This window comes from Pseudomonas sp. HD57-3, assembly GCF_056113135.1.
Map to the genome: position 1 here is coordinate 4,485,505 of NZ_CM148568.1, position 26,581 is coordinate 4,512,085.

Genomic DNA, 26,581 nt, shown 5'->3' on the forward strand with positions numbered 1-26,581 from the left:
GTCGCGTTTTCCGCACTCCGAGAACCCCGCCTTGTGCGGGGTTTTTCATGCCCTCGAAAAAACCTTTACCGTTCGCCGGAAACCCCTATTTTTACAGGGCTTTTCACGACTTTTTCATGCCTTGCGGACAACCATCGACAGTTCTTCAACCATACTCCTACAATGCGTCGTTTTTACGACACAGCCCGTTACAAAGAACGGCATTTCCAACCTTCATGAGTTCGCCCGCGTGAATATTCGTCTGTCCATCCTGAGCCTGGTTTTTGCATTTTCAGGCACGCTCCTCACGCCAACGGTCAACGCCGCCGAAACTACCGCTGCCCCTCGAGACGCTTCGCAATTGAAGATTGCCTCCGGCAGCGCCCTGCTGATGGATCTGCAGACCAACAAAGTCATTTATTCCAGCAACCCGGACGTGGTGGTGCCCATCGCTTCCGTGAGCAAATTGATGACGGGTTTGGTAGTGGTCGAAGCGCACCAGAACATGGACGAATGGATTGACGTCGACATCAGCCGCACCCCGGAAATGAAGGGCGTGTTTTCCCGCGTCAAACTGCGAAGTGAACTACCCCGCCGAGAGATGCTGCTGATTGCCCTGATGTCCTCGGAAAACCGCGCCGCCGCCAGCCTGGCTCACCACTACCCGGGCGGTTACGCTGCGTTTATCGCGGCAATGAACGCCAAGGCCAAGGCACTGGGCATGACCAGCACGCACTTTGTGGAACCCACCGGCCTGTCCGAGCGCAACGTTTCCACCGCCCGCGACCTGAGTAAGTTGCTGGTGGCTGCGCACAAACAGCCGCTGCTCATCGAGCTGACCACCACCAAGGAAAAGACCGTCTCGTTCCGCAAACCCAATTACACCCTGGGTTTCCGTAACACCGATCACTTGGTCAACAAGGCCGACTGGGACATCCGCATCACCAAAACCGGTTTCACCAACCCGGCCGGCCACTGCCTGGTGCTGGTGACCCGCATGGCCAACCGTCCCGTCGCCCTGGTGATTCTCGACGCGTTCGGCAAGTACACTCACTTCGCCGATGCCAGCCGCATCCGCAGTTGGGTAGAAACCGGCAAGAGCGCCAACGTCCCCGCCGTGGCTCAGCAATACAAGGCCGACAAGAACCTCAAGAGTCGCCAGAGCGGCGTGATCGAAGCCTCCAAGTAATCCGTCACCCATGAAAAGCCCCGAATCGTCGGGGCTTTTTCATTTATGGGCTCAGTCGTTGGGCAACGGCATCTTGTCGTCATCGGGAATGCCGTCACCGGCGCTCGGGTCGCGCGAATGCTCTGGCGTTACCACCGCCGGACGCGCCAACGGATCTCTCATCGGGCTGTCCGGATCCAGCACCGGATCAACTTCCGGCTCAGGGGTGGTGGGCACACTGTCAGGTTTGTGGTCGTCGAAACTCGAATCGGTACTCATACGCACCTCGCTTCAAGGCTTGAGATCAGCCAAGGGATCGTAAGGTTTGGCCGGACGTTTGGGATCATCGCCCGGTTGCACATCCTTCGGCGCCTTCGCCGGGCCAATGGGATCGACTTGCGGATCGTCCAGGTCAGGCGAGTCCGGATCGAAACCCAGGTCGTCGCCACTGCCATGCTCGGAAGAATGTGGCCCACTGGGTGAGTTTGGAATTGCCATGTTCGTCTCCTGATACCTGGCCCGTAAAACACGGGACGCTACAGTTCAGAAGCGCATCCCCCGCCAGGGTGCCCGACAAGCGACGAACGGAAGCTCAGTGCGCCGCCAGCGCCTTCCTCGCCTGCGCCGCTTCCCGTTCCTGTCCCGCTTGAGCCAGTGCGTCGGCAGCCTTGAGCCAGCGCTGTTGATCGACCGCTGCCGGAATCTGCGTCGGTTTCTGGATCAATACTGCCCAGCCGCCGGACTTTTCGAGAGCCGACTCGAACGAGCTGAAGCTCATCAATTCACGGCGATTCATCCCGGCGCGCAGCAGCACCTTCTGCTTCAAGCGGTCATAGCCGGACAGGATCGCGTAACGCGGCTCGGCCCAAAACGCCGAACCCTCGCTGAAACGCACCATCACCGGATACCCGGCCGCGATTTGAGTCAGCAGCGCTGGCAGGTTGCTGTCCAGCGGATACACGACCATGCCGTATTCACGCGCCAAACCCTGCAGATTCTGTTGCAATTTGTCCTCGGCGCCCGGCAAATGCAGCGGCTTTTCCAGCAAACCCGGCGTGATCACAATGCCCTGCTGCGACAGCAGACTGGCCAGCACTTGCGGCCCGCTCTGATAGGCCTCGCCACGATAGAAGGTGCCGCTGAGCTCGACCCGCTCCGGCAGGCGCTTGACCTCCGGCGCCACACTGCCTGCACACCCCACCAATGCTGTCACGCAACCGGCCACCAGCAGCGCCGCGCGAATCCGGGAAAATAGCTGCACCATCGTCACTCTCTTGATCAGTTACCGGTCATCGTGTTCCGGCTTGGTCGAGGATCATAGGACGGCGCTACGCTGCGGTATAGCCCAAAGCGGCAGATGCATCGGTTGCATAGAGCGAACTGATTGGTCACCACCGACCTTTGGTCAATAGCCTGAAACACGCCAGCGACTAGACTGTCACTCATACAAGAGCCAAAGAGCGAGCGCCCGACGCAGGGCAAAGAGGAGGCACAGATGAGCCTGACCATGACCATCGTAATGCTGATTGCTGGCTGGCTGGCCGTTGCCGCCGCCATGCTGTGGGGCGTGTTGCGGATTTCCCGCCGCCATCACCACCCGGTACAACCTGCACCGACCCGGAAGATCGAGAAACACGACGCCCGTCACGCCACCGCGCACTGACTTTTCTGTAACCGACACAAACAAAAAGGCCGCCTGGACTCTCGCGAGTTCAGGCGGCCTTTGGTTTTCCAGCGATTACGCTTCGGCAGTCAGTTTCTTCTGCTTGGCGCGGCGCGACATCATGTTCAGCACTTCAATCGAAGCCGAGAACGCCATGGCCGCATACACATAACCTTTCGGTACGTGGGCGCCGAAGCCTTCGGCGATCAGCGTCATGCCGATCATGATCAGGAAGCCCAGCGCCAGCATCACCACCGTCGGGTTGTCATTGATGAACTTGGCCAGCGGATCAGCTGCAAACAGCATCACCAGTACCGAGACGACAACCGCAATCACCATGATCGGCAAGTGTTCGGTCATGCCGACAGCGGTAATGATGCTGTCGATCGAGAACACCATGTCCAGCATCAGGATCTGCCCGATGGCGGCAGCGAAGCCCAGGGTCACCTTAGACGTCGCGGTCTTCGGATCTTCAGGTGCCGGGTCCATGCTGTGATGGATTTCCGTGGTGGCTTTCCACAACAGGAACAGGCCGCCGGCGATCAGGATCATGTCCTTCCAGGAGAACGCGTGGCCGAGGATCTCGATGACCGGCGCGGTCAGCTGAACGATAAACGCGATGGTGCTCAACAGGGCCAGACGCATGATCAGCGCCATGCCGATCCCCAGACGACGGGCCTTCTGCCGGTACTGCTCGGGCAGTTTGTTGGTCAGGATCGAGATAAAGATCAGGTTATCGATGCCAAGCACGATCTCCATCACCACCAGTGTGGCCAAGGCAATCCAGGCGGTCGGGCTGGCGGCGAGTTCTAACAGATATTCCATGGGTCAGTCCTGACTCTGTGTAAGACGGTTTAGATTTCCTGGGAGGACGATTCGGATTTTTCTTCGTCGTCTTTCGGTTCTTTCTTGCTGATCAGATTGCCGGTGGCATCGCTGAGCGCCTCTTCAGCAGCTTTATGCGTGTCGTCGATGGCTTGCTTGGCCGCTTCGGCCGCCTGCCCCATCAGTTGCTGGGCGCTCTTTTCGGCCTGGTCGCAACCGGCCAGTACCAGTAAAGACGCGATCAACAACGCCGTAGTTTTTAGTTTCATGATGCTTCCCTCGATAGAACAGACAGCGCCGTACAGACCGGCCGTCGATGGCTGGGCATTCTAGGGAGACAAACACTTCAGGAAAATTCGTATTTTTAGCGGATATACTTCGATTTATACGAACTGTATTTGACGGACCGAACCCCATGCTCAATTACCGACAACTGCACTACTTCTGGGTGGTGGCCAAGACCGGCAGCATCGTGCGCGCGTGCGAGCAACTGAACCTGACGCCGCAGACCATCAGCGGACAGATTTCCCTGCTCGAACAGACCTACGGCATCGAGCTGTTTCAACGAGTCGGCCGGCAATTAGAGCTCACCGAAGCCGGGCGTCAGGCCCTGCCCTACGCCGAGCAGATGTTCCAGCTCGGCGGCGAACTGGAGCTGATGCTGCGCGCCCAGCCCAATGAACAGCAGATCCTGTTCCGGGTCGGCGTGGCGGACGTGGTGCCCAAATCCATCGTCTATCGACTGATCGCGCCGACCATGGAATTGAGCGAACCGCTGCGCATCACTTGCCGCGAAGACAAACTCGAGCGCCTGCTGGCGGACCTTGCGATCCAGCGCCTGGACCTGGTGATCTCCGACAGCCCGATGCCCTCGCACCTGGACATCAAGGGCTACAGCCAGAAGCTCGGGGAATGCGGGATCAGTTTCTTCGCCACCGCCGAACTGGCAGCGCAATACGGTCAGGATTTCCCGCGCAGCCTGCACGGTGCGCCGCTGTTGATCCCCGGCGCGGAAACCGTGGTGCGCAGCCGCTTGCAGCGCTGGTTCGCCGAGCAGCAGATTCAGCCGAGGATTGTCGGGGAGTTCGATGACAGCGCCTTGATGCAGGCGTTCGGCCAGTCCGGCAGCGGGATTTTCATTGGCCCGAGCGTGATTGCCGATGAGGTGAAACGCCAGTACGGCGTCGAGTTGATCGGCCAGACCGACGCGGTGAGCGAGTCGTTTTACGCGATATCGGTGGAGCGCAAGGTCAAGCACCCCGGCATCAAAGCGATTACCGAAGGTGCCCGACGCGAGCTGTTTACAGCCTTTTAAGCCGGCGCGCAGACGTCGCGCGGCTTGAGCACCATCAGCACCATGGCGAGGAAAATCGACAGCAGAATGAACCCGGCAGCGGCGAAACCCACAAAGCCGAGGCCGGCGCTGTCGATCACTCGACCGCCAATGATCGCGCCCAAACCAATCCCGAGATTGGCCCCGGCAATGTTCAGCGACGCGGCGAAGGCCGGCGCCTCAGGTGCGGCTTTCATCAAGCGCACGTGGCTGACCAGAAACAGCGCCGCCTGAGTCACGCCCCAGATGCCCATCGCCGCCGCCAGACCCAGCGACGAATTGATGTTCGGCACCAGCGCCACCATCCCCGGGATCATGAACGCGCAGAACATCACCGAAGCCATCAGTGGATGGCGATCCACCGCACGACCGCCCAGCGAGTTGCCAATCAGACCGACCGCGCCAAAGCCCATCAGGCACCAGCCGACCACGGTGCCATTGAAGCCGGCCAGACGTTCGAGGATGTCCGCCAGATAGGTATAAGCGGTGAACATGCCGCTGAACACCAGGATCGACAGCAGCACATGGCCGAGCATCAGCGGGCTGCGCAGGATCTTGAACTGCGAAGCGAAACTGACCTGATGCTGGTGCAGGCTGGTTTTCGGCAGATAGACAAACAGCAGCAACGCCTTGGCGAACGCGATCACCGCCAGAATGGCGAACGCACTGCGCCAACCGAACGCATCGGAAATCAGCGTGCCGACCGGAATCCCGAACACGGTGGCGCAGACGATGCCGAAGCCGATCTTGGCGATCGCGCGACCGGCGAAGTCCGGGCCGACGATGTCCACCGCCGTTTCGCTGGCCAGCGCCCAGAACACCGGAAGCCCCAGTGCCGGGATCAGCCGGGCAATCGCCATGACCCAGATGTTCGGCGCCAATGCCGCCACGGTATTGGCCAGGCCGAACATGATCAGGATGGTGATGAACAGTTTGCGGCGCTCGAAGCGGGCGAAATAGGCGGTCAGGAATGGACCGAACATCGCCACGGTGAACGCGAACAGAGTCACCAGCAGCCCGGCCTGCGGGATGGTGACGGCCAGGTCGCGGGCAATCGCCGGCAGCAGGCCGACGATGACGAACTCCGTGGTCAGCACCGTAAACCCGGCGGCGGACAACAGAAGGATGGGCAACAGCATGAGGAACTCCAGCAAAACGACGACACCAGCGCTGACCCGAGGGCCCGCCGGCAGAACTTGAAAATAAGGATGCGCAATCTTAACAGAGTGTTTCCCGAGTGACTTGCACAAACCTGTCTAAGTTGTGGATGGATCCGGTGGCAGATCGTCACAGGTCTGAAGGATCCGGACGACGCTGTGATAAAGTCCGCGCCCTGCAAAACGTACACCCTGTTCAGCCACCCGTTTAAAGGCGTGGTTGTCGCGACAGTCCTTTCGGTTCGTGTCTGTGGCCTGCCCCCGATTCATCGCCCGGATCACGCAACCTTGCACCCTATAAAAAAACCAGAGATGCCGTTATGACCGCTTCATCCCCTTCTCTATTGCAACGTCTTAAAAGCCTCAGCCTGGTCACCCAGATCCTGATCGGCCTTATTGCCGGCATCGCCCTCGCGCTGTTAGCGCCGGAAGCGGCCAAAGGCACGGCCTTCATCGGCAAGGTGTTCGTCTCGGCGCTGAAAGCCGTGGCGCCGATCCTGGTGTTCGTGCTGGTCATGGCGTCGATCGCCAACCACAAGCACGGCCAGGAAACCCACATCCGGCCGATTCTGTTCCTGTATCTGCTGGGCACCTTCGCCGCCGCCGTGGTCGCGGTGATCGCCAGCATGATGTTCCCGTCGCATCTGGTGCTGTCTACCGACAACATCGCGGTAAGCGCGCCGGGCGGCATCAGTGAAGTGCTGCAAAGCCTGTTGCTGAGCGTGGTCGACAACCCGGTGAGCGCACTGATGAACGCCAACTTCATCGGCATTCTGGCCTGGGCCATCGGCATGGGCGTGGCGATCCGGCATGCCGGCGACACCACCCGCGAAGTGGTCAGCGACCTGTCCAACGGCGTGACCCTGATCGTGCGCGTGGTGATTCGCTTCGCGCCGCTGGGGATTTTCGGTCTGGTAGCCTCGACCCTGGCCACCTCCGGTTTCGGCGCGCTGGTCGGTTACGCGCACCTGCTGGCGGTACTGCTGGGCTGCATGCTGTTCGTCGCGTTGGTGATGAACCCGCTGATCGTGTTCTGGAAGCTGCGCCGCAACCCGTACCCGCTGACGCTGAAATGCCTGCGTGAAAGCGGCATCACCGCGTTCTTCACCCGCAGCTCGGCGGCGAACATTCCGGTCAACCTCGAATTGAGCAAGCGTCTGGGCCTGCATGAAGACACCTACTCGGTATCGATTCCGCTCGGCGCCACCATCAACATGGCCGGTGCGTCGATCACCATCACCGTGCTGACCCTCGCGGCCGTGCACACCCTGGGCATCGCCGTGGACATCCCGACCGCGATCCTGCTCAGCGTCGTCGCCGCGATCTGCGCCTGCGGTGCGTCGGGTGTGGCCGGTGGCTCGCTGCTGCTGATCCCGCTGGCGTGCAGCCTGTTCGGCATCCCGAGCGAAATCGCCATGCAGGTGGTGGCGGTCGGTTTCATCATCGGTGTATTGCAGGATTCGGCCGAGACGGCGCTGAATTCCTCCACCGACGTGCTGTTCACCGCCGCCGCATGCCTGGGCGAAGAACAGAAAGCTCAGCGTCCGGCGTAAAAACCCGGCGCAACAAAAAGCCCGCCAAGGCGTAAACCTTGGCGGGCTTTTTGTTGCGTCGAGGTCAAGCGGGGCGTTTTAGAACGCGCCCATGTAATCGCGCTTGCCCACTTCCACACCGTTGTGACGCAGCAGTGCGTAGGTGGTGGTGACGTGGAAGAAGAACTGCGGCAGGCCGTAGCTCAGCAGGTAAGCCTGGCCACTGAAGCGCTTCTCTTTCGGGGTGCCCGGACGAGTCACGATCTCGATGCCTTCCTTGCCATTGATCTGCTCTGGCTTGATCTCGCCGATGAAAGCCAGAACCTTGGCGATCAGCGCTTGCAGCTCGGCGAAGGTGGTTTCGGTGTCGTCATATTTCGGGATTTCGATTTCGGCCAGACGCGAGGACACGCCTTTGGCGAAGTCCACGGCGATCTGCACCTGACGCACCAGCGGGAACATGTCCGGGTACAGACGCGCTTGCAGGAAGGCGTTCGGGTCGATGTTTTTCTCGGTGGCGTGGGCTTCAGCCTTTTTCAGCACATCGCTCACGGCGTTGAGCATTTGTTGGAAAACCGGGACGGATGCGGCGTACAGGGAAATGGTCATGGCAGTCTCACGTGGTGGCTGGGTGAATCGTGGGGGCGATTATAGCCATGCTCGCGTGGCGGCGCGGCTTGTCTTTTATCCAGCAAGGATTAGGCTAGGCGCCTTCGACTGCAGAGGGAACGCGCGATGACCACAGAATTTGAAACCAGCTCCGACGAACCACGGCTCAACGCCACGGAAATCCGCATTCTGGGCTCGTTGATCGAGAAACAGGCCACCAGCCCGGAAACCTACCCGTTGACCCTCAACGCGCTGGTGCTGGCCTGCAACCAGAAAACCAGCCGTGAACCGGTGATGAACCTGACCCAGGGCCAGGTCGGCCAGAGCCTGCGCGCCCTCGAAAGCCGCGGTTTCGCCAAACTGGTGATGGGCAGTCGCGCCGACCGCTGGGAGCACAAGGTCGACAAGGCGCTGGAGCTGGTGCCGGCGCAATTGATCCTGACCGGGTTGATGTTCCTGCGCGGCCCGCAGACCGTCAACGAACTGCTGACCCGCAGCGGTCGCATGCATGAATTCGAAGACGCCGAACAAGTGGTGCATCAGCTGGAACGCCTGATCGCCCGGGAGCTGGCGGTGTTGATTCCGCGTCAGGCCGGTCAGCGCGAAGATCGCTACACCCACGCGCTGGGCGATCCGGCGGACATCGAGGCGATTATCGCGGCGCGCCAGAACCCGAGTGATCGCGGGGCTGCCAGCGGCGTGTCAGTGGAGCGCATCGAAGAGCTGGAAGCGCGGATTGCGGCACTGGAAGAGCGCCTGGCCCGCCTCGAGGAATAAGCGCACCGGGGCGGCGTTATTCGCCGTCCCAGTAATCCACGCCGTCTGCCTGCCGCGCCACCGCGACGAATCCCGAGGCATTGCCGTCGGCATCGACGTTGAAGTTGTCCATCACCGCGTATTTGTTCGAATCCGGGTACTCGCAGATTTCCGGTTGCTGCTGGGTACTGACCGCCAGATAGCGCAGTTCCGCAGCACTGGTGTTGATGATCTGATGCGCCGCTTCCGGGCCGCCCGGCGGGCAGGCGATCACGTCGCCGACGCGGATCGGGAAACGTTCGGCACCGAGGCGCACTTCCCCTTCCCCGGCCACCACGTAAAACATTTCCTCATTGACCCGATGGCTGTGAAACGGGCTGCCACGCATGCCCGGCGGCAGCGCATACAGGCGATATCCGAGCTTTTGCGCGCCCAATTGCTGGCCCACCCGGGCGAAGCGTTGCTGATAACGCCCGGCGGTTTCGCCCTCGGGGGACAGGGCTTCGGGAAGCGGTTCGAGTTCGACGTCATTCAGGTTGAGAATGGGCGGATGCATGCAAACCTCGGCTTTTTGTGATGGGCAAGTCTGTGCTTGCTGATCCGGCAGTATAGGCAACGGCAAATCCGGGCGGATATGCCGTTGCTCAGGCTCCATCAGCTACGGGCAAACGCCACCGCTGCATCGAACTGCTCGACTGTCGGCCGCACGCCGGTGTACAGCACGAACTGTTCAAGCGCCTGAATCGCGATCACTTCCAGCCCGGTGATCACTTTTTTACCTTCCGCACGACCACGCACGATCAGCGGGGTTTCCGAGGGGATCGCCACCACATCGAACACAGTGTCGGCAGACTTGATCACATCCACGTCAAAAGAAAGCTGACCCGCTTCCGGACCGCCATCCATCCCGACCGGAGTCACGTTGATCAACATCTGCGGGCGCTCATCGCCCAGTTCTGCCTGCCAGCGATAGCCCAAAGAATCCGCCAGCGCACGCCCGGCGCGCTCGTTGCGGGCCACGATCAAACCATTTTTGTAACCGCCATCGCGCAAGGCACTGGCCACTGCCTTGGCCATGCCGCCGCTGCCGCGCAGGGCGAAAGTCGTGTCCTTCGGCACCGCGTGGATCTCCAGCAACTGGGCGATGGCAATGTAATCGGTGTTGTAGGCCTTGAGATGGCCGTTGGTGTTGACGATGGTGTTGATCGACTGGATCGCCGCCGCCGAGGCATCCAGCTCATCGACCAGCGCAATACTGGCTTCCTTGAACGGCATCGATACGCCGCAACCGCGAATTCCCAGCGCGCGGATCCCGCCGACGGCACCGGGCAGGTCCTGACTGCTGAACGCCTTGTAGTAGAAATTCAGGCCCAGTTGTTCATACAAATGGTTATGAAAACGCAGACCGAAATTCCCGGGACGCCCAGACAGGGACATGCACAATTGGGTGTCTTTGTTGGGGTTCATCTGCATGGGAGGCTCCTTCGAATGCACTTTCGGATGGACGGGATTAGCCAGGCTATCGGGTTCTTAACGATCATAAGGCGGTCTGTTCCGGGCATCACAGCCGATGCCTGAAATCCGGTAAACAAACCGGTACAGACCTTACACAAAATTTACCTAGCGGCCGTGCTGTTTTTCAAAATGTTGCTGTCTTAGAAGTATCCCCGCGCCATCCCGAGCCTGTTGCAGGCCTGGACGCCGGGTCGAAGAACCGAGGAATTATCATGATTCGTAAACTCCCCATCGTGGCCTTGTTGATTGGTGCATTCGCGATCACGGGTCAGGCAGAAGCCCACGGCGGTGGCTGGCAGGGCCCGGCGGTATTTGGTGCGATCGTCGGCTCGGCCATCATCGGCTCGGCGCTCATCAACCAGGATCGGCCGGTGTACGTCCAACAGCCTGTTTACGCTCAACCGGCACCGGTCTACGTGCAGCAACCGCCGCCACCGGTCTATTACCAGCCGGCCCCGGTTTATGTGCAGCAACCGGTCTACGTCCAACCGGCCCCGGTCTATTACGGCCCGCCGCGCGGTTATTACGGCCGACCACACTATTACGGTGGTCCGCGCTGGTAACCGGCGCACGAAGCCCCGCTTGATAGCGGGGCTTTTTATTGCCTCCGGAAAAGCCAACCGTTCGTCGGCCCAGGTCTGAAAAAATCTCGCCAAGGTCGCTGTGGGGACAGTTTGAACCGTTAAAGTCGGCATGATGGACTCGACCGTCGGGGGCAAAACACAAACGGTCATCTATTTGTCATGACGGAACCGCACTCTGAATCCGTCCGCATACAACAGGTTGATAACAACAAGGACGACTTGAATGCCTACACAGAATCCGCACCGCATCGTCGGTTTATGCACCTCGAGCAAGGTCTACAACGCCCTGACCGAACTCAAGCACCTGGAAGGCCACCGCACGGCGAAGTTTCTCTCGCTGCTGGCGGAAAACCTGGTGCGCAAGGGGTTTCTCAATGAACACGAGATCGTGCACATGCTCGATCAAGTGGTGGATTGAGCCAGCCCTCACTGGCGTCAATGACCACTATCGAAAGCGTTGATTGTCCCTGAAACGGCCAACTCCCTAAGGTAGCTCCATAGATTGATGGAGGTACTTCTCATGGCTCAGGTTCAAATCATGTCCGTTATCGGTAGCGCCGTTCCCGCATCGCTCAGAGAGCTGGGGCTGCTCGCCTGCTGGTATCTGGTGCGCGACGGCGAGCCGGTCAGCGGCCCGCTCACGTCCTTGCCGGCGGCGCAGGCACTGTCGCAACAACTGCTCAACGGTCCGTTCAAGGCTTAAGGCAGCTGCACTTTCGGTTTGCTTTCGATGAACAGCGCCCAGCTCGACATGAACAGCGCCGCGATCAGCGGCCCGATCACGAAACCGTTGAGCCCGAATACCGCCAGCCCGCCCAGGGTCGAGATCAGGATCATGTAGTCCGGCATCCGGGTGTCCTTGCCCACCAGGATCGGGCGCAGCAGGTTATCCACCAGACCGATCACGAACACCCCGAACAACCCCAGTACCACGCCCTGCCAGATCATCCCGCTGAGCAGGAAGTAAGCCGCGACCGGCACCCAGACAATCCCCGCCCCCACCGCCGGCAGCAACGACAGAAACGCCATCAGCACCGCCCAGAGCAACGCGCTGGGAATGTCGAGAAACCAGAAAATCGCCCCGCCCAGCGCGCCCTGCGTAATCGCCACCAGCAAATTACCCTTCACCGTCGCGCGCACCACGCGGTTGAATTTCAGCTGTAAACGACGCTTGTGATGCTCCTCCAGCGGTATCGCCGTGCGCACCTTGCGCGCCAGTTCGGCGCCATCGCGCAGGAAGAAAAACAGCAGGTACAGCATGATGAAAAAACTCACCACGAAATCGAACGTGCCCTGGCCGAAACTGAAGGCCTGACTCGCCAGCACCTGACTGCCCTGCATCGAGGCTTTGACAATCTTCTCGCGCAAGGCATTGAGCTCACCCAAGCCGAAGCGATCGAGCAAGTGCTGAAAGTACGGCGGCAGGCTGTGTTTGAACTGCGCCAGATACGCGCCGATATCGAGCTTGCCGCTTTCGATGTTGTCGTAAAGCGCCGCCCCCTCCTGCACCAGCAGCACACTGATGACGATCACCGGCAGGATCGCGATCACCAGGCAGACACTCAACGTACACAGTGATGTCAGGTTGCGTTGCCAGCCGAATTTCAGTTGCAACTGACGTTGCATCGGCGCAAACAGGATGCCGAGTATCACCGCCCAGAACACCGCGCCGTAGAACGGCAGCAGGATCCAGATAAAGGCGACCGTCACCAGAAACAGCAGCACGGTGAGGGATTTGAATTGCAGACTCTTTTGGTTCATGTCCGGTCCAGGTCAGTCAGGCGCCACCCGCGCCCGTCCCGTTTAGTCAGCCAGCGTCAGCGCGAGTGCCCTGTTTCTTCATGGAGCATAGATCCAGATCAATAAACCCTCGGCGCAACTGCTCTACCCTGCCGCGCTTTTGCGACCGACGCCGCCATGACGACCCCCTTCACCCCCGAACTGCTCGCCCCCGCCGGCACCCTGAAAAACATGCGTTACGCCTTCGCCTACGGGGCCGATGCGGTGTATGCCGGCCAGCCGCGCTACAGCCTGCGGGTGCGCAACAACGAGTTCGATCACGCCAACCTGGCGCTCGGCATTCGCGAAGCCCAGGCCCAGGGCAAGCGCTTCTACGTGGTGGTCAACATTGCGCCGCACAACGCCAAACTGAAGACCTTCCTCAAGGACCTCGCGCCGGTGATCGAGATGGCACCGGACGCGCTGATCATGTCCGACCCGGGCCTGATCATGCTGGTGCGCCGACACTTTCCGCAGATGCCGATCCACCTCTCGGTGCAAGCCAACACGGTGAACTGGGCAAGTGTGGAGTTCTGGCAGCAACAGGGGCTGAGCCGGATCATCCTGTCCCGTGAACTGTCGCTGGAAGAGATCGGCGAAATCCGCGAACAAGTGCCGGGCATGGAACTGGAAGTGTTCGTCCACGGCGCACTGTGCATGGCCTATTCCGGCCGCTGCCTGCTCTCGGGTTACATGAACAAGCGCGACGCCAATCAGGGCACCTGCACCAATGCCTGCCGCTGGAAATATTCGGCGCAGGAAGCGACCGAAAACCAGCTCGGCGAGATCGTGCAGACCTTCGAACCGCAACCGACCCTCGGCTTCGGCGCTCCCACCGATCAGGTGTTCCTGTTGCAGGAAGCCAACCGCCCCGGCGAGCTGATGCCGGCCTTCGAAGACGAGCACGGCACCTACATCATGAACGCCAAGGACCTGCGCGCGGTGCAGCACGTAGAGCGCCTGACCCGCATGGGCGTGCACTCACTGAAGATCGAAGGCCGGACCAAATCGCACTTCTATTGCGCACGCACCACCCAGGTCTATCGCCGGGCCATCGACGATGCAGTGGCCGGCCGCGAATTCGACCGCAGCCTGATGACCGATCTGGAATCCCTCGCCCAGCGTGGCTACACCGAAGGCTTCCTGCGCCGCCATGTGCATGACGAATACCAGAACTACCAGAACGGCAGCTCGGTGTCGGAGCGTCAGCAGTTTGTGGGCGAACTGACCGGCGAACGCCGGGACCGGCTGGCCGAGGTCAAAGTGAAGAACCGCTTTGCGCTGGGCGATCATCTGGAACTGATGACGCCCAAGGGCAACTTTCACTTTGATCTGCATGAACTGCAGAACCTCAAGGGCGAAGCCATCGACGTGGCGCCGGGGGACGGGCACACGGTTTACCTGCCAATTCCCGATGCGGTGGATTTGCGCTTCGGCTTGTTGATGCGCGACGTGAGCGGCGCCTGATCCGGTTCAGGCAAACTCCTCGCGCAACATCGCCACAAAAGCCTCACGCGCCGGGTGCACCCCGGCGTTTTCATGCCAGTAGAACAAGTTGTCGATGGCCGTCAGTTCGGGGAATTCGTAACCCGCACACCCCGCGCCTTTGGCGTATTGCTCGAATACGCCTTTGGGCACCAGCGCCACGCCGGCGCCGGCACTCACACAACCGACAATTGCCCCGTAGCTGGCCAAGCTGACAATCGGCAACGCCAGGCCCTGACGCAACAACCAGTGCTCCAGCGCAGCGCGATACGGACAGCCTTGCGGCCACATGAACACGGTCTTGTCCTGCAAATCGTCGAGGTTGCGCACCGGCCCGAACGAGGTCGATGCGATCAGCAGCAATTCTTCGCGATACATCGGCGTGCGTTTGAGCTGCGAGCGCTCGACGTCCACTGCGACGATGGCGCCGTCCAGACGATGGCTCACCGTATCGTCCAGCAATTGGCCCCAGGTGCCGGTAGTCAATTCGAGGGCCACGTTCGGATAGCACTTGTGAAACTTCGCCAGCAGGCGCGGCAGACGCCCGGTCGCCGAAGATTCGATGGCGCCGATGCGTAGCGGCCCGGAAGGTTCGGCGGCAGGATCGACTGCGCGCTTGGCTTCAGCCGTCAGTGCCAGAATCTTCTCTGCATAAGCGAGAAAGGTCTGCCCAGCAGGACTGATCCGCAGCCCGCGCCCTTCGCGCAGAAACAGCGCCACCCCCAGCTCCGCTTCCAGGGATTTGATCCGCGCCGTGATATTCGACGGCACGCAAAACAGCTTTTCAGCCGCTTTGGCAATGCTGCCGACCTCGGCCACGGTCTTGAACATGCGGATCTGCGCCAGCTCCATAATTCGTCACTCACAGTGAATGGTTGGCGCAGTATAAGTCAGTTGTGGCGAATGATTGGCCGCCCGGATACTCGGCGCATCAACCCTCTTGGTGCCTCGCCCATGCCTTCCACTTCGCCTTTGAAAATCCTGTTGGCCATGGCTTTCGTCGTCGGTTGCTGGGCCTATTCGCCGACCGGCATCCACATCGGCCTGCAAGCCTACGACCCCGGTCATCTGGCCTTGCTGCGGTTTTTGCTGGCGTCGCTGTTCATGGCGGTGATTGCAGGTTTCAAGGGCATTCATCTGCCGCGCCTGCAGGATTTACCACTGTTGTTTGCCTTGGGGTTTTTTGCCGTCAGCCTGCATCACGTGGTGCTGAACATCGGTCAGCAAAGCGTCAGCGCTGGCGCGTCGAGCGTGCTGGCGCAATCGACGCCACTGTTCAGCACGCTGCTGGCGCGGTTCCTGTTCAAAGATCGGGTCAGCGCCTGGCGCTGGGGTTGTGTGCTGCTGGGATTCGTCGGCGTGGTGATCGTGGTCAGCGGCGATCGCGGCCTCGGCAGCCTCGACGCCCACGGTTTATTGATCCTGCTGGCCGCCGTGTCATGGAGCGTTTACTTCGCTCTGCAAAAACACCACGCCGGACGCTACGACGGGCTGACGCTGGTTTGTTACACGGTGTGGTCCGGCACACTGTTGCTGTTGATCTACATGCCGGGGCTGGCCGACAGCGTGGCCAGTGCGCCACCGCGGGTGCAATGGGCGGTGCTGGGTCTGGGCGTGTTTCCCAGCGCCCTCGCCTATCTGGCGTGGGCATTCGTGCTCAAGCATGTGGATCTGAGTCGGGCGACGATGACGCTGTACCTGATTCCGCCGACCGCGATGGGGATTGCCTCGGTGGGTTTAGGTGAGCGCCCGACGCTATTGGTGCTGGTGGGCTCGACGGTGGTGCTGATCAGTGTCCTGGCGTTGAATCTGGAGCGGCCGGCGGTGGTGCGGGCCATAGAGACTTGAGTCGCGGCGGCGTTAGGCGCCGCCCGCTGAAAACCGGTCGCAACTGTTGGTCAGGTGCAGCCACATCGCCGCACGCGCCGCGTCCGGGTCCTGACGCTTGATCGCGTTGAGAATCGCCTCATGCTCCAGATTCGCCAGTTGCCCGAGCTTGCTCAAATCCACCGCCCCGCGCTCGGCCGCGTTGACCCGGGTGCGCGGAATCATCGCGCTGCCCAAGTGCTGCATGATTTCGGTGAAGCAGACATTGCCGGTGGCTTCGGCAATCAGCAGATGAAAGCGCCGGTCGGCCTCGACGCAACTGTCGTTGTTGGCCAATAGACGCTGATAGTCGTCCAGCGCCTGACGCATCTGCACCAGTTGTTGCTCGGTACGGCGCTGCGCCGCCAGTGCCGCTGCTTGCGTCTCCAGGCCCATGCGCAATTCGAGAATGCTGCGCACGCCCAGCGCGGTGTCGACATTCAGTCGCAATCCCTGCTCCTGAGCGCGCTCGATCACGAAGGTGCCGATGCCGTGCCGCGTCTCCACCAGCCCCGATGCCTGCAATTTTGAAATCGCCTCACGCACCACGGTGCGACTGACGCCGTGTTCCTGAACGATCGAGTTTTCCGACGGCAACTTGTCACCGGGCAGCATCTGACCGAGCAGGATGCTCTGGGTGAGTTTTTCCACCAGGTCATGGGCCAGGTTGTGTGCGCGTTTACGGGCGGGAGCGTCGAGGTCTTCTTGCATGGTCGGTTCCGGTGATCGGGGCAAGCCGATCGTAGCACTGGAGGCGATGACTTGTATGAGCTCCTATGAATTCCAGAGCTTAACTTGTATGACAACACTCGATTTTAGCTAGAAAATCTTCCACTGCGCCGAGCAGTCGCCCCACGATCACTGGCATAGAATGCTCTGCCTTATCTAATACAACCCTTACCAAAGCCAACAAACACGGCACTTAAAATCTTAAAAAGCATAAAAACCGCCTCACGTAGACAAATTTGATTGAGCACTCCCGCTTGTAGGACAAAAAAATCTAGTTGTATGATGTCTAGCAACAACGCAACACCAGACACACCCCGCATAAAAATAACGAGTGGGAGAAAACCAAGTGAAATCATCCATTGCCGGGATGAACGAGGGCACCGATTCCGTGCTGTCCTCCGCCATTGCCAAAGTCAAACGCCACGTCCTGCCGCTGTTCGTCATCATGTTCATCGTCAATTACATTGACCGGGTGAACATCGGCTTCGTCCGCACCCACATGGAACACGATCTCGGTATCGGTGCCGCGGCCTACGGTTTCGGTGCCGGTCTGTTCTTCATCGGTTACGCGCTGTTCGAAGTCCCCTCCAACATGCTCCTGCAAAAGGTCGGCGCGCGAATCTGGCTGACCCGCATCATGTTCACCTGGGGTCTGGTGGCCGCCGGCATGGCGTTCATCCAGAACGAAACCCACTTCTACATCCTGCGATTTCTGCTCGGCGTGGCCGAGGCCGGGTTCTTTCCCGGGGTGATCTACTACTTCACGCGCTGGTTGCCGGGGGCCGAGCGCGGCAAGGCGATTGCGATCTTCCTCAGCGGTTCGGCCGTGGCCTCGCTGATTTCCGGCCCGTTGTCCGGCCTGCTGCTGCAGATTGAAGGTCTGGGCCTGCACGGCTGGCAGTGGATGTATTTCATTGAAGGGATGTTCTCGGTCTGCCTGTGCGTATTCGTGTGGTTCTGGCTCGACGCCAAACCCCACGATGCGAAATGGCTGACCCGCGCCGAGCAGGATGCACTGGTCAAAGCCATCGACGATGAGCAGAAGGCCCGCGAAGCCGCGACCCCGATCCGGCCGTCGCTGGGCAAACTCCTCAAGGATCGCCAGATCATCCTGTTCTGCCTGATCTACTTCTTCATTCAATTGACCATCTACGCCGCGACGTTCTGGCTGCCGAGCATCATCAAGAAGATGGGCGAGATGAGCGACTTCCAGGTCGGCCTGTTCAACTCGATTCCGTGGCTGCTGTCGATCATCGGCATGTACGCGTTCGCCTCGTTCTCGGCCAAGTGGAAACACCAGCAGGCGTGGGTCGCCACTGCATTGCTGATCGCCGCTGCGGGGATGTTCATGTCCACCACCGGCGGGCCGATTTTTGCCTTCGTCGCGATCTGCTTTGCTGCGCTGGGTTTCAAATCCGCGTCTTCGCTGTTCTGGCCGATTCCGCAGGCTTATCTCGATGCACGGATCGCCGCTGCGGTGATCGCGCTGATCAACTCGATAGGCAACCTCGGCGGCTTCGTCGCCCCGACCACGTTCGGCTTGCTGGAACAACACACCGGTTCGATCCAGGGCGGCCTCTATGGTCTGGCCGCGACCTCGATCATCGCCGCGATCATCGTGTTCGCCGCCCGCATGACACCCAAATCCGCACCTGACGTCGCCGTGGCCGATGCCGCGCCGAAACACGCTTGAAAGGACAATCCCAAATGACCGCACACGACATCGCCAAAGCCCCGATCATCACCGAGATGCAAGTCATTCCGGTGGCCGGCCACGACGGCATGCTGCTCAACCTGAGCGGCGCCCACGGGCCGTTTTTCACCCGAAACATCGTCATCTTCAAGGACAACGCCGGCCACACCGGCGTCGGTGAAGTACCCGGCGGCGAACGCATCCGCCAGACGCTGGAAGACGCTCGCAGCCTGGTGGTCGGCAGCCCGATCGGCACCTATCAGAAGATCCTCAATCAGGTGCGCCAGACCTTTGCCGACCGCGATGCCGGTGGCCGTGGCCTGCAAACCTTTGACCTGCGCATTACCATCCACGCGGTCACCGGGCTGGAAGCCGCCCTGCTCGACCTGCTCGGCCAGCATCTTGATGTACCGGTGGCGGCATTGCTCGGCGAAGGTCAGCAGCGCGATGAGGTGAAGATGCTCGGTTATCTGTTCTACGTGGGCGATCGCCGGGAAACCGACCTCGCGTATCGCAGCGAACCGGATGCCGACAATGACTGGTTCCGCGTGCGTCACGAAAAAGCCATGACCGCCGACGCCGTGGTGCGTCTGGCCGAGGCCGCCCATGCGCGTTACGGCTTCAAGGACTTCAAGCTCAAGGGCGGTGTGCTCAGCGGCGACGCCGAAATCGAAGCGGTGACCGCACTGGCCGAACGCTTCCCGGACGCGCGCATTACCCTCGATCCGAACGGTGCGTGGTCACTGAAAGAAGCGATCCGTCTGTGCCGCGACCAGCATCATGTGCTGGCCTATGCCGAAGACCCGTGCGGTGCAGAAAACGGCTATTCGGGCCGTGAAGTGATGGCTGAATTCCGTCGCGCCACCGGGCTGAAAACCGCCACCAACATGATCGCCACCGACTGGCGCGAAATGGGTCACGCAATCCAGTTGCAATCGGTGGACATCCCACTGGCCGACCCGCATTTCTGGACCATGCAGGGTTCGGTGCGCGTGGCGCAGATGTGCCATGAATGGGGCCTGACCTGGGGCTCGCACTCCAACAACCACTTCGACATTTCCCTGGCGATGTTCACCCACGTCGCGGCCGCTGCGCCGGGCGACATCACCGCGATCGACACCCACTGGATCTGGCAGGACGGCCAGCGCCTGACCAAGGCGCCGCTGCAAATCGTCGACGGCTGCGTGCAGGTGCCGAAGAAACCGGGGCTGGGCGTCGAGCTGGACATGGATCAGGTGGCCAAGGCCCACGAACTCTATAAAGGCATGGGACTCGGCGCGCGGGATGACAGCGTGGCGATGCAGTTTCTGATTCCGGGCTGGACGTTCGATAACAAGAAGCCGTGCCTGGTACGCTAAGCCTGCGCAGCCTCCAACAACCAGTGTCTGAACGCCGCCATCGCCGACGTCTCCGGCCGTGACTGCAAGCGCGTCAGCCAATAGCTGCCGGTGGTGATTTCGATGGCAAAGGGTTGGCGGATCAGGTCCGCCGCCAGTTGCCGGGCAAACATCAACGGCGGCGCCAGTGCCACCCCGCCACCTTGCAACGCTGCCTCCATCATCGCCAGCGACGAGTCGAACACGATGCTCTGGGGCGGCGCGGCATGGGTCGCCAGACCCGCCGCATGAAACCACTCCGGCCACTCATCGGTGCGATAGGAACGCAGCAAACGCTGCTGCAAAAGATCCCCCGGCGCGTGCAGTTGCCGGGCGATTTCCGGCACGCAGAGCACCGACAACGGCGCCTCCAGCAAACGGGTCGCCTCGATACCGTGCCACGCCCCGGCGCCAAACCGGATTGCGTAATCCAGCCCTTCGGCGGCGACGTCCACCCGATTGTTGTTGGTCGACAGCCGCAAATCTATGAGCGGATGTTTCGCCTGAAAGTCCGCCAGCCTCGGCAACAACCAGCCCACCGCGAAGGTGCCCACCGCGCCGACCGTGAGCATTTCCCGATATTGCCCGCCCGCCAGACGCTCGAGCATCTGCGCGATATGATCGAACGAAGTGGTCAGCACCGGCAGGAGGGTTTCGCCCTCGCCCGTCAGCATCAGCCCACGGGGCAGGCGTTTGAACAGGATCACGCCGAGTTGCGCCTCCAGGCTTTTGACCTGATGGCTGACGGCCGCTTGGGTCACGCACAACTCCACGGCCGCACGGGTGAAGCTCAGATGGCGCGCAGAAGCTTCGAAGGCGCGTAATGCATTCAAGGGCAATTGAGGTCGAATCATGCCAGGTCCCAAATTTTTCTAATGGCTCGTCCGAGTTTTCATCGTTTGTCGAAAGACGCCGGACTGCCTAGATTTGGCGGCGCCGATCAGCCGGCCCGACGGAAAACGCTCGCAGTGTAGCGGGATAACACCATCAACACTCATGGAGAGTGGTTCACGCATGTCTTCGATCAACCTGAACAAACTCAAGTGCTACAGCGCTTTCGGACTTTTCTTCAGCGCCGCCACCTGCCTGGCCGCCCCGCAAACCGACGATCAGTTGCAGGCGCTGGTCAAAGCCACTGTGACCCCGGTCATGCAGCAACAGGACATCGCGGGTCTGGCCGTGGCCGTGACCGTCGATGGCAAGGCACATTACTTTAACTACGGTGTCGCCGACAAAAGCACCGGGCAAGCGGTGAGTGAAAACACCCTGTTCGAAATCGGCTCGGTGAGCAAAACCTTCACCGCAACCCTCGCCGCCTACGCCCAGGCCAGCGGCAAACTGCAATTCTCCGACAAGGCCAGCCAGCACTGGCCCGAACTGAAAGGCAGCGCCTTCGACCACATCAGCCTGCTGCAACTCGGCACCTACAGCGCCGGCGGCCTTCCGCTGCAATTCCCCGATGCTGCGGATTCTTCCGACAAGATGCTCGGCTATTACCAACAGTGGAAACCGACGTATCCGGCCGGCAGCCATCGCCTGTATTCCAACCCCAGCATCGGCCTGTTCGGTTACCTGGCCGCAAAAAGCCTCGGCCAGCCGTTCAATCAGGTGATGACCGAAACCCTGCTGCCAAAACTCGGGCTCAAGCACACCTTCCTGTCGGTGCCCGCGTCTGAAGAAAAGCTCTACGCCCAGGGCTACGACAAGAACAACAAACCCGTTCGCGTCAGCCCCGGCGCCCTCGACTCCGAAGCCTACGGCGTGAAAACCAGCGCCGCCGACCTGCTGCAATACGTCCAGGCCAACCTCGACACCGCCAAACTCGAAGCACCGCTGCAAAAAGCCATCGCCCTCACCCACACCGGTTACTACACCGTCGGCGACATGACCCAGGGCCTGGGCTGGGAACGCTACACCTACCCGATCAGCCTCGACCGCCTGCTGGACGGCAATTCGACGCCGATGGCCATGGAACCGCACAAGGTCAAATGGCTGAATCCGCCACAGCCGGAACCGGCGAACGTTCTGCTGAACAAGACCGGCTCCACCGCTGGCTACGGCGCGTATGTCGCGTTCGTGCCATCGAAGAAAGTCGGGATCGTGATTCTGGCGAACCGTAATTACCCGAATGGAGAGCGGGTGAAGATTGCGCACAGGATTCTGGGTGAGTTGACCCGGTAATCACGCCATAAAAAAACGGGCGACCTTCTCAGGTCGCCCGTTTTTTCTTTTCTGATCACCCCTGAATCAGAACATCAATCATCCGGCATTTCCGGCGGCTTGGCCGGTTTGGTCGGCTTCGCCGGTTTAGTCCCTTTCGCGCCCTTGGCCGGCGCCGGTTCTGCAGCGGCAGGGGCAGTCACCACGGTGGAAGTGGTTTCTTTCTCGGCAGCAGGCAGCGCATCAATCGTGTCGAAGATCTTCTTCAAATCGACCGCCGCCGCTTCCTCGCCCGAAGCCGTCAGTTTGGTCTCTCCATCCTTGCCCACCAGGAAGACTTTCGGATACGCCCCGGCGCCCAGCTTCAGCGAACGCAGCAGCGCCATGGTTTGCTGCTGCTCCAGGCTTTTGCCATCGACCTGACCGCTCATGCTCAGGATGGTGTAGACCTTGATCTTGCGGTCGGCGATGCCTTGTTTGTTGGCCGGGTCGTCCAGCGCTTTTTTCAGGCTGACCCAATAAGAATCGACCGTACTGGAAGCGATCACGATCACCGGGCGGTTGATGCCCTTGTCGACGTCCAGAGGGGAATCGCCGTCGGCGGCGAACAGGGGGCCGGCAATCGCCAGCAAGAGTGTCAGGGTCAGTGACCTGATGAGCATGCGCATCTCCTTTTGATATCCACGCTCTAATGATTGCGCATCGCGGCGATTGTTCCGGGGGGGGCCCGGCAAAAGTGTTTCGCCTTGCCCAAAGCTTAGGTCAGCACCGATTTTGCGCAACCGGTTGGGCGCGATCATGTCGCGCATTTGATTACCTTTTATGACCGCATTAGGGTGGAGGTTCAGCCTGTGAAATGGAGTTCAACGCGCATGCACATCGACTACCTCTGCCATCACCCGCAACTGATCGAGGAACTGGCCGAACTCAACTTCAAGGAATGGGGCCAGTACAGCCCCGAAGACACCCTCGCCAGTCGCACCGAACGCATGCGCGCCGCCTGCGGTAAAGGCGCGATTCCCAGCGTGGTGGTGGCGATCGAAGATGGAAAACTGCTCGGCGGTGCGCTGCTGATCGACAGCGACATGGACACGCGCCCGCATCTGACGCCGTGGCTGGCCGGGGTCTACGTGAAGGCCGAACAGCGTGGCCGCGGGATCGCTTCGCAGCTGGTCAACCGCATCGTCGAGGAAGCCGCCGCACTGGGCGTGCCGCAGTTGTACCTGTACACCGATGCGGCGCAGTCGCTGTATGCGCGACTGGGTTGGGAAGTGCTGGAAGAAACGGAGTACGACGGATTGCCGGTGACGGTGATGAAGCGGGCGCTCGATCAGAACGCCAGCTTGTAACCGATCAACACCAGCATCGTCGCCAGGCACGGGCGCAGCAGTTCATCGGAGACGCGGCCGGTCAGGTGGCTGCCGAGCCAGATGCCCGGCAGCGAGCCGACCAGCAGAAAGCCCAGCACGCCCCAGTCCATGTTGCCCATGCTCGCGTGGCCGAGGCCGGCGACCAGGGTCAGCGGAACGGCGTGGGCGATTTCGGTGCCGACCAGACGGCGGGTCGGCAGCAGCGGATAAAGGATGAACAGCGCGACAGTGCCGAGGGCGCCGGCGCCGATGGAAGTCAGGGCGACCATGGTACCGAGGATCAGACCGGTGATCACCGTCATGACATTCAGGCGCGCGCCGCTCGGGTTGTAGTTGCCGCCGGCGCGTTTGTGGGCGAATTCCAGCAGGCGTTTCTTGAACAGAATTGCCAGCGCCGTGGCGAACAGCACGAAGCCCAGCGCTTGCTTGATGATGGCGTTCATCGCGTCCGGCGCGGTGTGCAGGGTGCTGAGGAACCACAAGGTCATCGCCACCGCCGGGACACTGCCCAGGGTCAGCCAGCCGGTGATGGCCCAGTCGATGTTCTTGTTCTTCCTGTGGACCAGCACGCCGCTGGATTTGGTGATGGCCGCGTACAGCAGATCCGTGCCCACCGCCGTGGCCGGATTGATGCCGAACCACAGCAGGATCGGCGTCATCAACGAACCGCCGCCGACACCGGTCATACCGACGATGAACCCCACGACCAGCCCGGCAATCACCAGGCCGAAATTTGCCAATTCCATTAAGACGTCCAGACAAACCACAGGAAAAATCCGGCCCGCAGCATAACCAGTTTTCTTATAACGCCCTATATCGATCGGATCTATCGTTATGCCATTTCTTGAGCGTCAGTGCTGCCGCCGGCCCGGTTTGAAACTGTGAGTACTGTTCAGCCAGACCGTCGCCAGCGCGATCAGCGACAGGATCAGCAGCACCCATGGAAACGACATCGCCCCTGCCCGGTCCAGCAGCAAGCCGCCAAACAATCCGCCGCCGGCAATCGCCACGTTCCAGGAAGTGGTGAGCATCGCTTGCACCACATCCACATGTTCTCCGGCGGAGTCCGCTGCGGCGGTGAGCAGCAACGTCGCCGAGCCGCCGAACGACAGGCCCCACACCGCCATGCATGCGTAAATCAGCAAGGGCGACGGCGCGACCATTGCCAGCACCAGCGCGGTCACGGCAAATATCGCGAGGCTTATCAGGGCCAACCCGCGCAACCAGCGATCCACCAGCAGACCGATGATCCAGATCCCCAGCAACGAGCACAGACCGAAGACCAGCAGCACCAGATCAACCCGTTCGCCAAGACCGGCCTGCGTCAGAAACGGCGCGATGTAGGTGTAGAGAATGTTGTGGCCGAGCATCCAGGTCAGCACCACGAACAGCACCGGGCGCACGCCAGGCAGACGCAGCGACTGCATCAGTGGCAGACGCTCGGCGCGGGCCTGACCCGGGCGATCCGGCACGGCGATGACGATCCACGCTGCCAGTACCAGCGCCAGTGCCGACATGATCCCGAACGAGGCGCGCCAGCCGATCACATTGCCCAGCCAGGTGCCGGCCGGCGTGCCCAGCGACAGCGCCACCGGCGTGCCGAGCATGGCAATCGCCAGCGCCCGGCCCTGTTGATGCACCGGCACGATTCCGCGCGCGTAACCGGCCATGATCCCCCACGACAGCCCCGCCGCCATCCCGGCCAGAAACCGCGATGCCAGCGTCAGTCCGTAATGGCTGGAAAACGTGGTGATGGTGTTGAACAGCAGAAACCCGCCGACCGTCATCAGCAGCACACGCTTGCGCCCCCAGCCACGGGTGGCGACCGTCAGCGGAATCGCCGCGACAATCGAGCCCAGCGCATATAGCGTCACCAGTTGCCCGGCCAGCACTTCGCTGACGTTGAGGCCGGCGCCGATCTGCGGCAATAAGCCCGCCGGCAGGGTTTCAGAGAGGATGGCGATGAAGCCGGTCATGGCAAACGCCAGCAACGCGGCGTAAGGCAGTTTGTCGGTGCGGGTGGCACGTTCCAGGCGGGTGAATTCGGCGCTTGCGGGGTCGGTCATGACAGGTGCAGCTCCCTTTGAGTCAAATCGGACGACAGATTGTATACAAACACAGTCGTCCGCCACTCTACCCGACTTGGCTCACTGCACTGGCAAAAAATTCAAAAACAGCAGGCTCTGGGCGTAATTCAGGCCGATGCGCCGGTAGCGCTCGTCGAGCATCTGGGTCAGCAAATCCAGACGCGCCACGACTTTGCCGAACTCCGTGGCAAAGCTCAGGTTGCTGCCCTCCTCGGAAATTTCGTTGGAAAACAGCAGCGGCTGGCCTTCCTTGTTCTGCCGTTGGGCGAGGATCCACGTGGCCTTCTCGATGTTGCGTGCGGCGTTATTGACGAAGGTCGGGTTGATCGCATCGGTCATGTAGAACTCGGTGCGATTGCCGTGGGCGGTGACCAGCATGCTGCCGATCGCATAGATGAATGCGCCGACCCGGTCGCCGAGGAACTCCGGGCTCATGGCGTAGCTCAGCGCTGCGAGGTCTTTTTTGCCGCCGAGGGTCGGCAGCGGTTGTTGCTGTTCGATGGCCAGCCGCACCTGTTTGACCGCTGTCTTGACGTCGAGGAAGCCGGATTTTCGCAGCTCTTCAGGGTTGCGCAAATACAGCTTGCCCATCAGCAGATAGAGGCTGTCGAGGTTGTCACGCATCGCCAGCGTGGCCATGCGGTCGACGCTGGTCTGGAGAAATTCCTGAGGCCTGCCCTCGCGCATCTGGGTGATGAAATTGTTGCCGTCCTGATGGCTGCAACCGCCGAGCAACAGCGTCGACAGGCAGGCCAGCAGCAGGCACGGGCGATGAATGAATGCAGCGATGGGGTGCAAAACTCTCGGCATGAATTCTTTGACGGACACGTTCCTGTGCGGCGGAAGTCACCGCACCCTGGCCATGGATAGAGCCGGGGATTTCGCAAAAGTGCAGTGCCGGCGTGGATTCCCGAC

General features: G+C 60.8%; 31 protein-coding genes. 14 read left to right on the forward strand and 17 right to left on the reverse strand.

What is annotated here, in order from left to right:
* The first annotated feature begins 31 nt into the window (after window positions 1-31).
* Window positions 32-1,168 carry a D-alanyl-D-alanine endopeptidase gene (gene pbpG / locus AC0R79_RS20230; RefSeq protein ID WP_157222929.1) on the forward strand — a complete coding sequence of 379 codons (1,137 nt, stop codon included), beginning with the start codon at window positions 32-34 and terminating at the stop codon, window positions 1,166-1,168.
* Between the two features lie 51 nt (window positions 1,169-1,219).
* Here the strand turns inward: pbpG and AC0R79_RS20235 are convergent, their stop codons facing one another.
* The 3 genes from AC0R79_RS20235 to AC0R79_RS20245 all read right to left on the reverse strand — a co-directional run bounded on the left by AC0R79_RS20235 (window position 1,220) and on the right by AC0R79_RS20245 (window position 2,411).
* Window positions 1,220-1,426: a hypothetical protein gene (locus AC0R79_RS20235; RefSeq protein WP_039767620.1), complete on the reverse strand. Its 207-nt coding sequence runs from the start codon at window positions 1,424-1,426 to the stop codon at window positions 1,220-1,222.
* 12 nt (window positions 1,427-1,438) lie between these two features.
* Complete coding sequence (locus AC0R79_RS20240) at window positions 1,439-1,645, reverse strand: DUF6021 family protein (RefSeq protein ID WP_064380821.1); 207 nt, start codon at window positions 1,643-1,645, stop codon at window positions 1,439-1,441.
* Between the two features lie 94 nt (window positions 1,646-1,739).
* Window positions 1,740-2,411 carry a peptidase C39 family protein gene (locus AC0R79_RS20245; RefSeq protein WP_474731469.1) on the reverse strand — a complete coding sequence of 224 codons (672 nt, stop codon included), beginning with the start codon at window positions 2,409-2,411 and terminating at the stop codon, window positions 1,740-1,742.
* Between the two features lie 231 nt (window positions 2,412-2,642).
* On the opposite strand from AC0R79_RS20245, the gene AC0R79_RS20250 reads away from it, so the two are divergent.
* A complete protein-coding gene (locus AC0R79_RS20250; protein WP_007951566.1) occupies window positions 2,643-2,810 on the forward strand; it encodes a hypothetical protein in 168 nt (55 codons plus the stop codon).
* A gap of 75 nt (window positions 2,811-2,885) precedes the next feature.
* Here AC0R79_RS20250 and AC0R79_RS20255 read toward each other — a convergent pair whose 3' ends face one another.
* Entirely contained in the window at window positions 2,886-3,635 is a 750-nt protein-coding gene (locus tag AC0R79_RS20255; protein WP_085608320.1) for a TerC family protein, read from the reverse strand.
* A gap of 29 nt (window positions 3,636-3,664) precedes the next feature.
* Window positions 3,665-3,904, reverse strand: coding sequence for a hypothetical protein (locus AC0R79_RS20260; RefSeq protein WP_007951568.1), 240 nt, complete (start codon window positions 3,902-3,904; stop codon window positions 3,665-3,667).
* A 146-nt stretch (window positions 3,905-4,050) separates the two neighbouring features.
* Between AC0R79_RS20260 and nhaR the strand changes: the two genes are divergently transcribed.
* Window positions 4,051-4,950 (forward strand): transcriptional activator NhaR, encoded by a 900-nt coding sequence (gene nhaR, locus AC0R79_RS20265; protein ID WP_007951569.1) that lies wholly within the window; start codon window positions 4,051-4,053, stop codon window positions 4,948-4,950.
* Here the strand turns inward: nhaR and AC0R79_RS20270 are convergent.
* Window positions 4,947-6,107: an MFS transporter gene (locus tag AC0R79_RS20270; protein WP_007951570.1), complete on the reverse strand. Its 1,161-nt coding sequence runs from the start codon at window positions 6,105-6,107 to the stop codon at window positions 4,947-4,949. The two genes, nhaR and AC0R79_RS20270, sit on opposite strands and share 4 nt — an antisense overlap.
* 338 nt (window positions 6,108-6,445) lie before the next feature.
* Between AC0R79_RS20270 and sstT the strand changes: the two genes are divergently transcribed.
* Window positions 6,446-7,678 (forward strand): serine/threonine transporter SstT, encoded by a 1,233-nt coding sequence (gene sstT / locus AC0R79_RS20275; RefSeq protein ID WP_127798837.1) that lies wholly within the window; start codon window positions 6,446-6,448, stop codon window positions 7,676-7,678.
* 78 nt (window positions 7,679-7,756) lie between these two features.
* Here the strand turns inward: sstT and AC0R79_RS20280 are convergent, their stop codons facing one another.
* Window positions 7,757-8,266 carry a DUF1993 domain-containing protein gene (locus tag AC0R79_RS20280; protein ID WP_007951572.1) on the reverse strand — a complete coding sequence of 170 codons (510 nt, stop codon included), beginning with the start codon at window positions 8,264-8,266 and terminating at the stop codon, window positions 7,757-7,759.
* A 126-nt stretch (window positions 8,267-8,392) separates the two neighbouring features.
* Here AC0R79_RS20280 and AC0R79_RS20285 point away from each other — a divergent pair, with 126 nt between their 5' ends.
* Complete coding sequence (locus AC0R79_RS20285; RefSeq protein ID WP_007951573.1) at window positions 8,393-9,043, forward strand: YceH family protein; 651 nt, start codon at window positions 8,393-8,395, stop codon at window positions 9,041-9,043.
* A gap of 16 nt (window positions 9,044-9,059) precedes the next feature.
* Here the strand turns inward: AC0R79_RS20285 and AC0R79_RS20290 are convergent, their stop codons facing one another.
* Complete coding sequence (locus AC0R79_RS20290) at window positions 9,060-9,578, reverse strand: cupin domain-containing protein (protein ID WP_127798841.1); 519 nt, start codon at window positions 9,576-9,578, stop codon at window positions 9,060-9,062.
* A 98-nt stretch (window positions 9,579-9,676) separates the two neighbouring features.
* The gene (locus AC0R79_RS20295) at window positions 9,677-10,495 is read right to left on the reverse strand and encodes a shikimate 5-dehydrogenase (RefSeq protein WP_127798843.1); all 819 of its coding nucleotides are present in this window, start codon (window positions 10,493-10,495) and stop codon (window positions 9,677-9,679) included.
* A 254-nt stretch (window positions 10,496-10,749) separates the two neighbouring features.
* Here AC0R79_RS20295 and AC0R79_RS20300 point away from each other — a divergent pair, with 254 nt between their 5' ends.
* From AC0R79_RS20300 to AC0R79_RS20310, 3 genes are all read left to right on the forward strand, one after another.
* Window positions 10,750-11,100, forward strand: a complete 351-nt coding sequence (locus AC0R79_RS20300; protein WP_007951578.1) for a hypothetical protein — start codon at window positions 10,750-10,752, stop codon at window positions 11,098-11,100.
* Window positions 11,101-11,344: 244 nt separating this feature from the next.
* Complete coding sequence (locus AC0R79_RS20305) at window positions 11,345-11,539, forward strand: hypothetical protein (RefSeq protein ID WP_007951579.1); 195 nt, start codon at window positions 11,345-11,347, stop codon at window positions 11,537-11,539.
* A gap of 102 nt (window positions 11,540-11,641) precedes the next feature.
* Window positions 11,642-11,824, forward strand: a complete 183-nt coding sequence (locus AC0R79_RS20310; RefSeq protein WP_064380832.1) for a hypothetical protein — start codon at window positions 11,642-11,644, stop codon at window positions 11,822-11,824.
* Here the strand turns inward: AC0R79_RS20310 and AC0R79_RS20315 are convergent.
* Window positions 11,821-12,882 carry an AI-2E family transporter gene (locus AC0R79_RS20315; protein WP_474731475.1) on the reverse strand — a complete coding sequence of 354 codons (1,062 nt, stop codon included), beginning with the start codon at window positions 12,880-12,882 and terminating at the stop codon, window positions 11,821-11,823. The two genes, AC0R79_RS20310 and AC0R79_RS20315, sit on opposite strands and share 4 nt — an antisense overlap.
* A gap of 156 nt (window positions 12,883-13,038) precedes the next feature.
* On the opposite strand from AC0R79_RS20315, the gene trhP reads away from it, so the two are divergent.
* Window positions 13,039-14,367 (forward strand): prephenate-dependent tRNA uridine(34) hydroxylase TrhP, encoded by a 1,329-nt coding sequence (gene trhP, locus AC0R79_RS20320; RefSeq protein WP_474731478.1) that lies wholly within the window; start codon window positions 13,039-13,041, stop codon window positions 14,365-14,367.
* A 6-nt stretch (window positions 14,368-14,373) separates the two neighbouring features.
* Here trhP and AC0R79_RS20325 read toward each other — a convergent pair whose 3' ends face one another.
* Complete coding sequence (locus AC0R79_RS20325; protein WP_375747492.1) at window positions 14,374-15,237, reverse strand: LysR family transcriptional regulator; 864 nt, start codon at window positions 15,235-15,237, stop codon at window positions 14,374-14,376.
* Between the two features lie 102 nt (window positions 15,238-15,339).
* Here AC0R79_RS20325 and AC0R79_RS20330 point away from each other — a divergent pair, with 102 nt between their 5' ends.
* Window positions 15,340-16,233, forward strand: coding sequence for a DMT family transporter (locus tag AC0R79_RS20330; RefSeq protein ID WP_474731480.1), 894 nt, complete (start codon window positions 15,340-15,342; stop codon window positions 16,231-16,233).
* Between the two features lie 12 nt (window positions 16,234-16,245).
* Here AC0R79_RS20330 and AC0R79_RS20335 read toward each other — a convergent pair whose 3' ends face one another.
* Window positions 16,246-16,962 carry a FadR/GntR family transcriptional regulator gene (locus AC0R79_RS20335; protein WP_474731481.1) on the reverse strand — a complete coding sequence of 239 codons (717 nt, stop codon included), beginning with the start codon at window positions 16,960-16,962 and terminating at the stop codon, window positions 16,246-16,248.
* A 364-nt stretch (window positions 16,963-17,326) separates the two neighbouring features.
* Here AC0R79_RS20335 and AC0R79_RS20340 point away from each other — a divergent pair, with 364 nt between their 5' ends.
* Together AC0R79_RS20340 and gudD are read left to right on the forward strand one after the other, a co-directional pair.
* Window positions 17,327-18,673, forward strand: coding sequence for an MFS transporter (locus AC0R79_RS20340; protein WP_474731483.1), 1,347 nt, complete (start codon window positions 17,327-17,329; stop codon window positions 18,671-18,673).
* A 14-nt stretch (window positions 18,674-18,687) separates the two neighbouring features.
* Window positions 18,688-20,031, forward strand: a complete 1,344-nt coding sequence (gene gudD, locus AC0R79_RS20345; RefSeq protein WP_474731484.1) for a glucarate dehydratase — start codon at window positions 18,688-18,690, stop codon at window positions 20,029-20,031.
* On the opposite strand, the gene AC0R79_RS20350 is transcribed toward gudD, so the two are convergent.
* Complete coding sequence (locus AC0R79_RS20350; protein WP_096822360.1) at window positions 20,028-20,903, reverse strand: LysR family transcriptional regulator; 876 nt, start codon at window positions 20,901-20,903, stop codon at window positions 20,028-20,030. The genes gudD and AC0R79_RS20350 overlap by 4 nt on opposite strands.
* 160 nt (window positions 20,904-21,063) lie before the next feature.
* On the opposite strand from AC0R79_RS20350, the gene ampC reads away from it, so the two are divergent.
* A complete protein-coding gene (ampC, locus tag AC0R79_RS20355) occupies window positions 21,064-22,230 on the forward strand; it encodes a class C beta-lactamase (protein WP_474731487.1) in 1,167 nt (388 codons plus the stop codon).
* A 74-nt stretch (window positions 22,231-22,304) separates the two neighbouring features.
* Here the strand turns inward: ampC and AC0R79_RS20360 are convergent, their stop codons facing one another.
* Window positions 22,305-22,871, reverse strand: coding sequence for a DUF4174 domain-containing protein (locus AC0R79_RS20360; protein ID WP_474731489.1), 567 nt, complete (start codon window positions 22,869-22,871; stop codon window positions 22,305-22,307).
* Between the two features lie 210 nt (window positions 22,872-23,081).
* On the opposite strand from AC0R79_RS20360, the gene AC0R79_RS20365 reads away from it, so the two are divergent.
* Window positions 23,082-23,558, forward strand: coding sequence for a GNAT family N-acetyltransferase (locus tag AC0R79_RS20365; RefSeq protein WP_375747500.1), 477 nt, complete (start codon window positions 23,082-23,084; stop codon window positions 23,556-23,558).
* Here AC0R79_RS20365 and AC0R79_RS20370 read toward each other — a convergent pair.
* From AC0R79_RS20370 to AC0R79_RS20380, 3 genes are all read right to left on the reverse strand, one after another.
* Window positions 23,540-24,325 carry a sulfite exporter TauE/SafE family protein gene (locus AC0R79_RS20370; RefSeq protein ID WP_011335062.1) on the reverse strand — a complete coding sequence of 262 codons (786 nt, stop codon included), beginning with the start codon at window positions 24,323-24,325 and terminating at the stop codon, window positions 23,540-23,542. The genes AC0R79_RS20365 and AC0R79_RS20370 overlap by 19 nt on opposite strands.
* A 105-nt stretch (window positions 24,326-24,430) precedes the next feature.
* Complete coding sequence (locus tag AC0R79_RS20375; protein ID WP_474731491.1) at window positions 24,431-25,645, reverse strand: MFS transporter; 1,215 nt, start codon at window positions 25,643-25,645, stop codon at window positions 24,431-24,433.
* Window positions 25,646-25,726: 81 nt separating this feature from the next.
* A complete protein-coding gene (locus AC0R79_RS20380; RefSeq protein ID WP_474731493.1) occupies window positions 25,727-26,476 on the reverse strand; it encodes a hypothetical protein in 750 nt (249 codons plus the stop codon).
* Window positions 26,477-26,581 lie beyond the last annotated feature (105 nt).